The following is an 11,966-nucleotide window of genomic DNA, read 5'->3' on the forward strand; positions in this document are numbered from 1 at the left end:
TCCTCTGAGGGGTTTGGCCGGGGCTCGGCCCGGCGGCCGACTCACTTTCTTTTGCTTCGCCAAAAGAAAGTAAGCAAAGAAAAGGCGAGCCGAAGTCCGGGGCCCTGCGGGCTTCCTTGCGCTGCTCGGTTCGCCCGGGGTGCGCGCAAACTCGCTGCGCTCAAACATGCGCGCCCCTTTTCCGGGCGCCCCTGCGCTGCTCAGCCCGGCCACACGGCGTTGGGGGAGGGAGCGAAATCGAAATCGGGATCGGGCGCGGACTCCCTTTCAGGCTTGCGTGCCTTCCTCCCTCTCCCTCTGGGAGAGGGCAGGGGTGAGGGCTCTCCCCTCCCGGTGCCGTTCTCAGCCGCTCACACCAGCCGCAACCGAATCCTCAGTCCCTGCGGCTGCAACTGCGTCACCGTGGCTTCACCGCCGTGGCGGCGGGCGATCTCTTGCACGATGGCCAGGCCCAGGCCGCAGCCGCCGGGTTGCTGGCTGCCGCGCCAGAAGCGCTGGAACACGTGCGCCATGTCGTCGGGGTTCAGGCCCGGTCCGTTGTCGTCCACCGCAAGGTGCGCGCCGTCGCTGCCCTGGCTCACGCGCAGGGTGATGCTGCTGCCGCGCGGGGTGTAGCGCAACGCGTTGTCGATCAGGTTGCTCAGGGCTTCGCGCAGTTGCAGGGCATCGCCCTGAATGGTCAGGTGGTCTTCGCCCTCGTAGCCCAGGTCCATGCCGGCGGCGAGCGCGCGTGGCGTCCATTCGCGCGCCACTTCGCGCGCCAGCGTGGCCAGGTCCAGCGGTTCGCGGCGGGCCTGGGTTTCGGTGCGGGCCAGGGTCAGCAGCTGGTGCACCAGGTGGGCGCTGCGCTCGGCGCCGGTGCGCACCTTGGACAGGCGCTCGGCCACGCCCGCCTCGCTGGTCTGGCGCTGGGCCAGTTCCACCTGGCTGATCAGCCCGGCCAGCGGCGTGCGCAGCTGGTGGGCGGCGTCGTTGATGAAACGTTTCTCCTGCTGCACACTGCGCGCCACCTCGCCCAGCAGGCCGTTGATGGCCAGCACCAGCGCGTGCACCTCGCTCGGCGCCTGCGTCATGCCGATGGGCGAGAGCGCGTTGACCGAGCGGTTTTCCAGCTGCGCCGTCAGGCGGGTCAGTGGGGCCAGGCCGCGCCGGATGCCGCCATACACCAGCAGGCTCAGCAACACGCCCAGCGCCAGCAGCGGCACCAGCATGTCGGCCACGAGCTCGCGCGCGATGCGCTGCTGCACCGCCAGGCCCTTGCCGACCTGCACGCGCAGGATCTGCGGCGCGCTGGCCTCGCCATAGCTCACGTCCAGCGCCACGATGCGCAGTGGCCGGCCGTCGAGCATGCTGCCGTAGAACACCGGGTCGCCGGCCACCAGCGGCGGGTGGGGCGGCGGTGGCAGACGCTGGTTGCCGAGCAGGAACTGGCCCGGCGGCGACGACACCATGTAGCTGATGCGGTCGTCAGGGTCCTGCTCCAGCACGTCTTGCGCGGCCTTGGGGAAGTCGATCAGCAGGCCCGAACCGACAGGCTTGACCTGGCGCGCCAGCGCCCGCACCGATTGCGTGAGCGATTGGTCGATGCCCTTCTCGACGTAAGACAGGGCGAAGCGGTAGGCCAGCAAACCGCCGCCGGCCCAGAGCACCAGCTGCGGCAGCAACAGCCACAACAGCAACTGGCGGCGCAGGGACAGGCGCGACGGAGCGATCATGGCGCGCCGGCCGACTCCAGCAGGTAGCCCAGACCGCGGATGTTGCGGATGTTCAGCGTCGAGCCGCTGAGCTTGCGGCGCAGGCGGTGCACATAGACCTCCAGCGCGTTCGAGGCCACGCCACCCGTCTCGGCCGGCTCGGACTGCCAGGCGGCGAGCACGTCTTCGCGGCTCACCACCTGGCCGCTGTGGCGCACCAGCAGGTCGAGCAACACCCATTCGCGCTGCGTCAGGTCGATGGCTTCGTTGCCCAGCCAGGCGCGCGGCAACTGCGGGTCCAGCCGCAGGTTGCCGGCCGTCGGCACGGACGGCGCGGGTGCGGTGTTGACGCCGAACGCGGGCAGGCTGGCGCGGCGCAGCAGGGCCTGCAGGCGGGCCAGCAGTTCGTCGCGGTTGAAGGGTTTGGTGAGGTAGTCGTCGGCGCCCGCGTTCAGGCCTTCGACGCGGTCTTCGACGCCGTCGCGCGCGGTGAGGATCAGCACCGGCAGGGCGGGCAGGCGCTGGCGCAGGCGGCGCAGCACGGTCAGGCCGTCGACCAGCGGCAGGCCGAGGTCGAGCACCACGCCGTCGAAACCCTGCAGGGCCAGCAGCTCCAGTGCCTCGGCGCCGTCGGCCGCGGTGGTGATGCGGTGTCCCGCCTGCCCGAGCTGGGCGCCGAGCGCATCGCGCAGCAGTTCGTCGTCTTCAACAATCAGCAGGTGGGCCATGCGGTCAGTTTAGCCGCCCCGCCTGGCGCGCGGACGTTCAGGCCGCTTCGAGCGGACGCACCTGAAACGCGGGGGCCTTGCCCGTCGGGTCCTGGCCTGCGTACACGGTGAGGTGCGGGTAGGGGATCTCGATGCCGGCGGCATCGAAGGCGGCCTTCAGGCGGCGCAGGTATTCGCGCTTCACGTTCCACTGTTCCAGCGGCAGGCAACGAAAACGGCAGCGGATCACCACCGCCGATTCGGCCCAGGACTCGACCCCGGCGATCTCCAGGTCGTCGGTGATGCTGGCGCCGAGGATCGGGTCGGTGCGCATGGCCCGGGCCACGTCGGCCATGACCCGCATCACCTCGTCCACGTTCTCGCGGTAGGCCACGCCGATGTCCATCACCGCGTTGCTGAAGCCGCGCGTCATGTTGATCACGGTGCTGATGTGGCCGTTGGGCACGTAGTGCACGTTGCCGTCGTAGTCGCGCAGCTGCACGTAGCGCAGCGTGATCTCCTCCACCAGGCCGGCGTGTTCGCCCAGCTTGACCACGTCGCCTTGCCGGATCTGGTTTTCCAGCAGGATGAAGAAGCCGGTGAAAAAATCCTTGACCAGACTCTGGGCGCCAAAGCCCACCGCCAGACCGACCACGCCCGCCGCACCCAGGATGGGCGCGACCGACACCCCCACTTCGGAAAGCACCAGCATGCCGGCGATCAGGCTCACCACCACCCCGACCAGGTAGCGGAAAACGCGGCCCAGGGTTTCGGCGCGTTTGGTGGACTCTCGGTCGTCCATGCGGCTGGCGATGCGTTCGCGCAGCGTCCGTATGGCGCGCTGCAGGACGGCGATCAGCAGCCAGGCGGCGATGAGGATGAGGGTCACGCGCAGCAGGGTGGTGGCGGCGCTGCCGAGGCCGATCCACCAGCGGGTGGCGAGGTCCAGGATGTTGCCGTTCATGGGTGTTCCTCCAGAAGGGTTGTGAAAAAGGCCCCACGGAGTCAACCAGGGCACCGCCGGGCCGGTTTGCCGGACGGCCAGTGCCGCCCCCTTTGAGGGGGTAGCGCGAAGCGCTGCGGGGGTGTTCACTTCACACGGCGTTGAGTGCGTTCAGGAAGCGCTGGCGCCACCAGTGCACGTCCTGCTCGCGGATCTGCTGCAGCAAGGCCCGGTGGCGCCGCTGGCGTTCTTCCAGCGGCATCTGCAGCGCACGCTGCATGGTCTCGGCCGTGCGGGTGGTGTCGTAGGGGTTCACCAGCAGGGCGTCGCGCATCTGCTCCGCCGCGCCGGCAAAGCGCGACAGCACCAGCACGCCGGGATCCTCGGGGTCCTGCGCGGCGATGAACTCCTTGGCCACCAGGTTCATGCCGTCGCGCAGTGGCGTCACCAGCGCCACGCTGGCCGCGCGGTACAGGCCGGGCAGGCGCTTGCGCGCCACGCTGCGGTGGATGTAGCGCACCGGCATCCAGTCGAGTTCACCGAAGTCGCCATTGACCGAACCACACAGGCTCTCCAGCTCCTGGCGCAGCGCGGCGTAGGCATCGACCGACTCGCGGCTGGGCGCCGCGATCTGGATCAGCGTGGCGCTGCCGAGGTTTTCCGGGTAGTTCTGCAGCAACTGGCGAAAGGCCTTGATGCGCTGCGGCAGGCCCTTGGAGTAGTCCATGCGCTCCACGCCCAGCAACAGGCGCCGGCGTGAATATTCGTCGCGCATCTGCTCGTACATGTCGATGGCTTCCTGGCCCCGACCGAGGGCCGTGAACTCATCCACGTCGATGCCGATCGGGAACGCCTGCACCTGCAGGGTCTTGCCGAAGGCCCGGAACTCATGTTCGCCCAGGATGTCGGCCGAGGTTTCGGTGCCCACGTAGCGCGAAAAATGGGCCACGTCGGCCTCGCTCTGGAAGCCCACCAGGTCGTAGGCGAACAGCGAACGCATCAACCATTCGTGTTCCGGCACGGCGGCCAGGATCAGGGGCGGCGGCAGGGGAATGTGCAGGAAAAACCCCATGCGCTGCTGGCAGCCCATGTTGCGCAGCTCGGCGGCCAGCGGAATCAGGTGGTAGTCGTGCACCCAGATCACGTCGTCGGGCCGCAGGAGCGCCGCCAGCTTGTGCGCAAACATCTGGTTGACCCGCCGGTAGCCGCCGATGAACCCGGCGTCGAAATCGGCCAGGTCGAGCCGGTAATGGAACACCGGCCAGAGCACGCCGTTGCTGTAGCCCAGGTAATAACTGTCGTGGTCTTCGCGGCTCAGGTCCACCGTGGCCAGCTGCACCGGGCCGGCGGTCTGCAGGTGCACATCGCCTTCGCCGGGCGTGCCGTCTTCCACCACCTTGCCGCTCCAGCCGAACCAGAGTCCGCCCGAGGCCTGCAGCGCCTGGCCCAGTGCCACGGCCAGCCCGCCCGAGGCGGTCTTGCGCGGATCGGCGAGTCGGTTGGAGACAACGACGAGGCGGCTCATTTAAATCACCGTGTCCCAGGCCGCCGAGAGGCGGACGGCCGCGTTGATGATGCCCACCATCGAATAGGTTTGCGGGTAGTTGCCCCACATCTCGCCGGTGGTGGCGTGGGTGTCTTCGGAGAGCATGCCCAGCGGGTTGCGTGCGCGCAGCATGGTTTCAAAGATGGCGCGGGCTTCGTCGACACGGCCGACGCGCGCCAGGGCGTCGATGCGCCAGAAGGTGCAGATGTTGAAGGCCACCTCGGGTTTGCCGAAATCGTCGGCGGCGTCGTAGCGGCGCATGTAGGGGCCGTCGCACAGGTTTTTTTCCAGTGCATCGAGGGTGGCGATGAAGCGCGGGTCCATCGGGTCGATGAAGCCCACCTCCGCCATCAGCAGCACGCTGGCGTCGAGGTCGTGGGCACCAAAGGCCGCGGCGAAGGCCTGGCGCTCTTCACTCCAGGACTCGCGCAGGATGCGCTCGCGCATGGCGCGGGCGTGTTGTTGCCAGTAGGCGGCCCGTTCGCCCTGCTGCAGGGTCAAGGCGATCTTGGCCAGCCGGTCGCAGGCGGCCCAGCACATCAGGGCCGACGAGGTGTGCACGCGGGCGCGGGTGCGCAGCTCCCACATGCCTGCATCGGGCTGGTCGAAGATGAGCACGGCCTTTTCACCCGCGGCTTCGAGCTGCTTGAACTCGGCCAGCCCCGCCGGGTTGAGCAGGCGCCGGTCGTGAAAGGCCTGGGCCGCACCGAGCACGATGTTGCCGTAGACGTCGTGCTGGAAATGTTCGTGCGCCTGGTTGCCCACGCGCACCGGTCCCATGCCGCGGTAACCCGGCAGGTTCTTGCAGATGCGCTCGGGCAGATCGCGCTCCAGCCCGATGCCGAACAGCGGCTGCACGTGGCCGCCGTTGGAGCCGACCACGGCGTTGGACAGCCAGCGCAGGTAGTCCTCCATGGTGCCGACTTCGGCCAGGCTGTTGAGCGCGCGCACGACGAAGAAGGCGTCGCGCAGCCAGCAATAGCGGTAGTCCCAGTTGCGCTGCGTGCCCGGTGCTTCGGGGATGCTGGTGGTCATGGCCGCAACGATGGCGCCGGTGTCCTCGAACATCGAGAGCTTGAGTGTGATGGCGGCGCGGATCACCGCCTCCTGCCACTCCAGCGGCAGCGCCAGGCGCTGGCTCCATCCGCGCCAGTAGGTCAGGGTCTCCTGTTCGAAATGCCGCGCCGTCTCGCCCACGCCGCCCTCCAGGGTTTCGTCGGGACCCAGCAGGAAGTTGAGTTCGCGTGTGAGCAGGAAGGGCTGCTGGCTCAGCACATGGGACACCGAGGCGTCGGTGTGCAGCCGCAGGGTCTGCTGCTCACCGACGTAGCGGATGTGGTTGCTGCCCGAGGTGATGGTGGGCATCTCGGCGCCCCAGTTGAAGCGTGGTGTGAGCGACACGCGCACACGCGGCGCGCCCTGGAGCGGGCGCACGCGGCGCACCAGCATGGTGGGGCGGAAAAAGCGGCCGCGCGAAGGGAAGCGGGGCGCAAAGTCGGTGATGAGAATGCCCTGACCCTGGGTGTCCCAGAGCTCGGTGTGCAGCACGGCGGTGTTGGGGTCGTAGTACTGCCGGGCTTTGTCCAGGTGTTCGATTTCGATCGCGAACGCGCCCGCACCGTCTTCGCCGCCGAGCAGCGCGTGAAACACCGGATCGCCGTCAAAGCGGGGCAGGCAGCTCCAGACCACGCGCCCGTGCGGATCGATCAGGGCGCTGAAGGCGCAATTGCCCACCACGCCGAGCGACAGGGAGGGGGCCGCGGGCGCGGCAAATCCGGTGTGGGCGGGGTGTTCGGTGGTGGTGGGTGGGTTCATCACGGTGTGGTGTCAGGGGTGTTTTGGGTGGCGTTGCGCAGCCATTGGTGCAGGGCCTGCGGGTGGGCGATGCGGTGGGTGGCGCAGCTCGGGCCCTCGCCCACCTTGATGCCCGCACCGCCGAGTCGCTGAACCACGTCGAAGCCGGACTCGTCGGTCACGTCATCACCGGCAAACACCGGCTGGCGTCCTTTGAACGGGGGCTCGGCCATGAAGGCGGCGATGGCCAGGCCCTTGCCCACATGGGCGGACTTGACCTCCACCACGGCCTTGCCGCGCAGCAGCTGCAGATCGGGGTCGTGCCGGATGGCAGCCGTCATGACCGCGGTGCATTCGGCGTCCAGCTCGGGCGCCAGCCGGAAGTGCAGGGCGACGGCGGTCTTCTTGTGTTCCACGAGCAGGCCCGGATGGTGGGCCGCCAGCGCCTGCGCGGCGGCCAGCACGGGGCCGAGATCGGGGCGTTGGTCGGTGGACGTGGTGCCCAGGCGCGACCGGCGCACGGCGCCGTGTTCGAACGCCGCCGGCAGCAGCAGGGGGGCAAGAAAGGGGTCGATGTCCGCCTGCGCGCGGCCGGTGACCAGTGCCAGCGCGCCGTCCAGCTGGGTGTGCAGCCGTTCCAGCAGCGCCACGAGTTCGCGCGGAACCACCACCTCGTCGGGCCGGGGTGCGAGTTCGGCCAGCGTGCCGTCGAAATCAAGAAACAGGGCGCATGGCCCCACCAGCAGGCTAGGTAATGTGCTCATCAGCCTCTGACCGTAACAGACCCGGTGCCGCTTGTCACACGTCGGGGGTTTGTCCGACCCGCCGGGTGCGGGACTTCGAGCCGGCTTGACACACCGGCTGGGCTTTTTCAGGGGGTGCGGTCCAGGGCGCCTTCGCCCAAGGCCTTCGCCACTTCGGTGACGCGGGCGCGGTGGATCAGGGTCCCCACGTCCGGGCCCTTCAAGCCCCGGGCCTGGGCCTGCGCGGCAATGTCGGCCGTGACCACCGAGCGGGCCGCCTGCAGTGCCGGGAGCAGGCGTTCTCGCTGCAGGTAGGCGTCGCCGGCGTGGCCGAGCCGGCCCCGCGCATCGCATTCGCACGCCAGCACGATGTCGAGAAAGCGGGCCGGCTTGCGGAAGGCATCGCAGCGTTCGAGCAGGCGGACCAGGGCCGCCGCGCCGAGGCCGGCGCTGCGGTGGAGGTTGCCGTGTTCGCGGGCGACCACGTCGGCGAGCTCGCGGCATTCCACGGGCACGCGCCAGCGCTCGCACAGGCCGCGCAGCAGCCGCGCGCTGCGCTCCTCATGGCCGATGTGGCGCGGCAGCACGTCGGCGGGCGTGGTGCCCTTGCCGAGGTCGTGGCACAGGCAGGCAAAGCGCACCGGCAGCGAAGCACCGAGCAACGCGCTCATGTCGAGCACCATCATCAGGTGCACGCCGGTGTCGATCTCGGGGTGGTGGTCGGCGCGCTGCGGCACGCCCCAGAGCCGGTCCACTTCGGGCAACAGGCGCTGCAGCGCGCCGCAATCACGCAGCACCTCGAACATGCGGCTGGGCCGTTGCTCCATGAGGCCGCGTGAGAGTTCCTGCCAGACGCGCTCGGCCACCAGGTGGTCCACTTCGCCGTGTTCCACCATCTGGCGCATCAGCGCCCGGGTTTCGGGGGCCACCGAAAAGTCGGGGAAGCGGGCCGCGAAGCGCGCGAGCCGCAGGATGCGCACCGGGTCTTCGCCGAAGGCCCCGGTGACGTGGCGCAGCACCCGCTCGCGCAGGTCGCGCAGTCCGCCATGCGGGTCGATTAGCCGGGCGCTGGCGGGGTCTTCGGCATCGGTGGCCGCGACGGCCATGGCGTTGATGGTGAGGTCGCGCCGGGCCAGATCGTCTTCGAGCGTGACACCCGGATCGGTGTGGAAGTGAAAGCCGTGGTAGCCGGGCGCGGTCTTGCGCTCGGTGCGGGCGAGCGCGTATTCCTCGCGCGTCTGCGGGTGCAGGAACACCGGGAAGTCGCGCCCGACGGGCAGGAAACCCTGCGCGGCCATGGCTTCGGGTGTGGCGCCGACGACCACCCAGTCGCGGTCCACATGCGACGAAGCGGCTGCGTCAGCGTCGCGCGCCATCAAGGCGTCACGCACCGCACCGCCCACGAGGTAAATGTCCATGGGCGAAGTTTAGGGGGAAGCGCTCAGCGCCCCAGGCGGTAGGGTTCTTCGAAATCGAGGAAATCGTGTTCGGCCAGCGCACCGTCGATCCAGGCCTTCACCCCGGGCAGGGCGGCCACACGTTCCACGTAGGCCTGCAGGTCGGCGGGCAGCGGCAGGCCATAGGTCTTGATGCGCATGCACACCGGGGCGAAGTAGGCGTCGGCGATGCTGAAATGGCCGAACAGCAGGGGCGCGCTGCCATCGGGCATTTTTTCGGGCTGGGCCGCCAGCAGCTCGCCCCACAGGCCGCACAGCCGTGCCATGTCGGCACGCACCGCCGCCTGGTCGCGCCAGATCAGGCGGCCGGTGTCGGTCAGCGCCGCCTCGATGTTCATGGGGCAATGGCTGCGCAGCGCGCCAAAGCCGCTGTGCATCTCGGCGCAGACGCTGCGCGCGCGGGCACGGTCCCGGGCGTCCACGGGCCAGAGTCGTTTGTCGGGGAAGCGCTCGGCCAGGTACTCGCCGATCGCCAGCGTGTCCCAGACCGCGAAGCCCTCGTCCACCAGCACGGGCACCTTGCCCACGGGGTTGAGGCCGCGCAGGGCTTTTTTGAAGGCCGAGTCGGACTCGAACGAGTCGAACCGGACCATGATTTCCTCGAACGGGATGCCCGCCTGCGTCATCAGCACCCAGGGGCGCATGGACCAGGACGAGTAGTTCTTGTTGCCGATGTACAGCTGCAGTGCCATGAAGATCTCCGTGTGTGAGGCCTCATGGTAAGTGGCCGGCAGCCGCCGATTGATGCCAAAGGGTCGCCGGATTGATTCGCACGCATCGGTTCAGTTTGAGAACCATCGGCAGCCACCGGCGAGAAGTGCCCCCAACCAGGATGCGGTGGAGCCGGCTTCGCCGGGCCACTCGCATCGCCCCCTTGAGGGGGTCGCGCGCAGCGCGGCGGGGGTGGGTCAAATCAGGCGTATTTTTCCAGGATGCGGGTCGAGCGCTCGACCTCGCGCATGGTGACGTCCTCGGATTCGGAGACGGATACCGCCTCCATGACCGAGCAGGCCATCATGCGGTAGAAGGCCTTGTCCATGGCCTTGCGCGCAGCGGACATCTGCTGTGCCACGTCTTCACAGGGGCGGCCCTTCTCCACCATGTCGATCAGGCCGCGCACCTGGCCCTCGATGCGTTTGAGGCGGTTGATCACGTCACGCTGGTGCTCCGACCGGTAGACCGAGGCGGACGAGGGCGCGGGGGTGCTGCTGGTTGCAGGCTTCGATTTGGCGGTTGCCATGGTGTTTCCTCGGAATGTGGTGTTGGTGAGAGTTTGCCAAAAAAACACACACCGGGACCGCTGGTCATCCCTGATGCCGTGGTAATCCACCTGATTACCCTACCCCCTAGGGTAGTCACCGATGACGAAACGGACCCGTCCGGCTAACTTTCGTTCCGTGGTGTGTTGATAAATATCAAGCACCAGCCCTGCACCCATCAACACAAGAGGATCCTCACATGCAAATCTGGAAGCGTTTTTCCATCGCCCTGGCCATGGGCATCACCCTGCTCGCCACCACCGGCTGCGGCACCATCTCCACCCTGGGGAAACTCGAAGACGGCGCCGGCTCCGAGGCTTCGCGCATGTGGGACCGCTGGGTGGAAGCCGAAGGCGACATTGCCGTGGCCACGACCTGGGAAGCGAAAGTCAAGGCCGGCGTGAGCGCAAAAGACGTCGAGGAAATCCTGAAGATCGTGGCCGTGGAACGCAACATGCGCGATGTGGGCGTTCTGCCGTTGTCCAAGGAACTGGAAGCCCGTTCCGGCAAGAAAGAGAAGCTGCTGACGGTGTATTCGTACTGCAGCCCGGCCACCGCCCGCAAGATGGTGGACTTCAGCCCGCACATGTCGGCCTACCTGCCTTGCCGCGTCAGTGTGGTCGAACACGACGACGGCAGCCTCTGGCTCTACACCCTGAACATGGACATGATGGTCAAGATGGGCCGCAAGCTGCCTTCCCCGCTGAAGGAAGAAGCCCAGGCCGTGCGCGACACCATCTGGGAAATGATGCAGCGCGCCTCCAAGGGCGAGTTCTGACAGGGCTCCAAGTTCTGATCCTGGTCTGAGAGGCCAGTCGATCGACCGCAAGGGTTGCAAGACCCTTGCGGTTTTTTTGTTGTGGCCGCTCAGCGGCGACGCAGGGCCAGCAGCCGGCTGCGGCTGTTGTGACCGCCCAGGTAGGTGGGCGCCACCGCCGCCACGGCGGCGGGCCGGATGCCCAGGTCCACCAGGCCGGGGAACTGGCCGCTGGCCACGTTGTCGACCGACATGGCGTCCAGGTTGTCGCGGCTCATCAGCGGTTCGCCCGGGGCCAGTTCCATCATCAGCGCCTGCAGCCGGCCGATCGCCATGGGCAGCGGGAGAATGGGGCGCTGGCGGCTGCCGAAACGGCCCGCCAGGCGGACCAGATCGGCCAGCGTGAGCACGTCGGGCCCGGCGCATTCATAGGTCTGGCCCACGCTGCTGCGGGGCAGGCCGCTGTCTTTTGCGCAGGCGACCACGGCGCTGGCCACATCTTCCACCCACACGGGCTGGAAGCGCGCTTGGGCGCCCGCCAGCGGCATCACGGGAAACACCGCCTGCAACTGCGCAAACAGGTTGAGGAAGCGGTCGCCCGCACCGAAGATCACGCTCGGGCGCAGGACGCTCAGGTCGAGATCGGCGGCGCGCAGCAAGGCTTCGCCGCGGGCTTTGCTGCGCTGGTACCGCGAAGGGCTTTCCGCGCTCACGCCCAGGGCGCTCACATGCACCACGCGGCGCACGCCGCTGGCCACGCAGGCTCGGGCCAGCTTGGCGGGCAGCTCGACGTGGGTGCGTTCAAAGGCGGCTTCGCTGCCGTGCAGGATGGCCACGAGGTTGACCACCACGTCGTGGCCGGGCAGCAGGCGTGTCAGTACCGCCTCGTCGTGCACATCCGCTTCGATCACGGTCAGGCCCGGCAGGTGCTGGACGGCGCTGGCGTTGATCGCACGCCGCGTGGGCACCGTGATGTGCCAGCCCTCGCGCTGCAGTTTTTCGCAGACGTGACGACCGACAAAGCCGGTGCCTCCAAGGATGAGGGCGTTTTTCAAAAGGGGGATCT

General features: G+C 68.3%; 11 protein-coding genes. 1 reads left to right on the plus strand and 10 read right to left on the minus strand.

The genetic code is table 11. The annotated features are described in order from the left end of the window. Nucleotides 1-350: 350 nt before the first annotated feature. The 9 genes from F3K02_RS20640 to F3K02_RS20680 all read right to left on the minus strand — a co-directional run bounded on the left by F3K02_RS20640 (nt 351) and on the right by F3K02_RS20680 (nt 10,124). Nucleotides 351-1,715: a sensor histidine kinase gene (locus F3K02_RS20640; RefSeq protein ID WP_177137483.1), complete on the minus strand. Its 1,365-nt coding sequence runs from the start codon at nt 1,713-1,715 to the stop codon at nt 351-353. Further along, nucleotides 1,712-2,422, minus strand: coding sequence for a response regulator transcription factor (locus F3K02_RS20645; protein WP_177137484.1), 711 nt, complete (start codon nt 2,420-2,422; stop codon nt 1,712-1,714). Before F3K02_RS20645 ends, F3K02_RS20640 begins: the two co-directional genes overlap by 4 nt. A gap of 37 nt (nt 2,423-2,459) precedes the next feature. Then, nucleotides 2,460-3,365 carry a mechanosensitive ion channel family protein gene (locus F3K02_RS20650; RefSeq protein WP_177137485.1) on the minus strand — a complete coding sequence of 302 codons (906 nt, stop codon included), beginning with the start codon at nt 3,363-3,365 and terminating at the stop codon, nt 2,460-2,462. Nucleotides 3,366-3,495: 130 nt separating this feature from the next. Next, the gene (gene otsA / locus F3K02_RS20655) at nt 3,496-4,869 is read right to left on the minus strand and encodes an alpha,alpha-trehalose-phosphate synthase (UDP-forming) (protein WP_177137486.1); all 1,374 of its coding nucleotides are present in this window, start codon (nt 4,867-4,869) and stop codon (nt 3,496-3,498) included. Continuing rightward, the gene (locus F3K02_RS20660; protein WP_177137487.1) at nt 4,870-6,705 is read right to left on the minus strand and encodes a glycoside hydrolase family 15 protein; all 1,836 of its coding nucleotides are present in this window, start codon (nt 6,703-6,705) and stop codon (nt 4,870-4,872) included. It abuts the gene before it with no gap. Further along, nucleotides 6,705-7,448, minus strand: a complete 744-nt coding sequence (gene otsB, locus F3K02_RS20665) for a trehalose-phosphatase (RefSeq protein ID WP_177137488.1) — start codon at nt 7,446-7,448, stop codon at nt 6,705-6,707. Before otsB ends, F3K02_RS20660 begins: the two co-directional genes overlap by 1 nt. A gap of 107 nt (nt 7,449-7,555) precedes the next feature. Next, nucleotides 7,556-8,845, minus strand: coding sequence for a multifunctional CCA addition/repair protein (locus F3K02_RS20670; protein WP_177137489.1), 1,290 nt, complete (start codon nt 8,843-8,845; stop codon nt 7,556-7,558). 23 nt (nt 8,846-8,868) lie between these two features. After that, nucleotides 8,869-9,576: a glutathione S-transferase family protein gene (locus tag F3K02_RS20675; RefSeq protein WP_177137490.1), complete on the minus strand. Its 708-nt coding sequence runs from the start codon at nt 9,574-9,576 to the stop codon at nt 8,869-8,871. Nucleotides 9,577-9,797: 221 nt separating this feature from the next. Further along, the gene (locus F3K02_RS20680) at nt 9,798-10,124 is read right to left on the minus strand and encodes a metal-sensitive transcriptional regulator (protein ID WP_177137491.1); all 327 of its coding nucleotides are present in this window, start codon (nt 10,122-10,124) and stop codon (nt 9,798-9,800) included. Nucleotides 10,125-10,342: 218 nt separating this feature from the next. Between F3K02_RS20680 and F3K02_RS20685 the strand changes: the two genes are divergently transcribed. After that, nucleotides 10,343-10,921 (plus strand): DUF302 domain-containing protein, encoded by a 579-nt coding sequence (locus F3K02_RS20685; RefSeq protein ID WP_177137492.1) that lies wholly within the window; start codon nt 10,343-10,345, stop codon nt 10,919-10,921. An 89-nt stretch (nt 10,922-11,010) separates the two neighbouring features. Here the strand turns inward: F3K02_RS20685 and F3K02_RS20690 are convergent, their stop codons facing one another. Beyond that, on the minus strand, nt 11,011-11,955 hold the full coding sequence (locus F3K02_RS20690) for a complex I NDUFA9 subunit family protein (RefSeq protein ID WP_177137493.1): 945 nt from the start codon (nt 11,953-11,955) through the stop codon (nt 11,011-11,013). Nucleotides 11,956-11,966 lie beyond the last annotated feature (11 nt).

This window comes from Hydrogenophaga aromaticivorans (genome assembly GCF_013387465.1).
GTDB classification, from domain to species: domain Bacteria; phylum Pseudomonadota; class Gammaproteobacteria; order Burkholderiales; family Burkholderiaceae_C; genus Hydrogenophaga; species Hydrogenophaga aromaticivorans.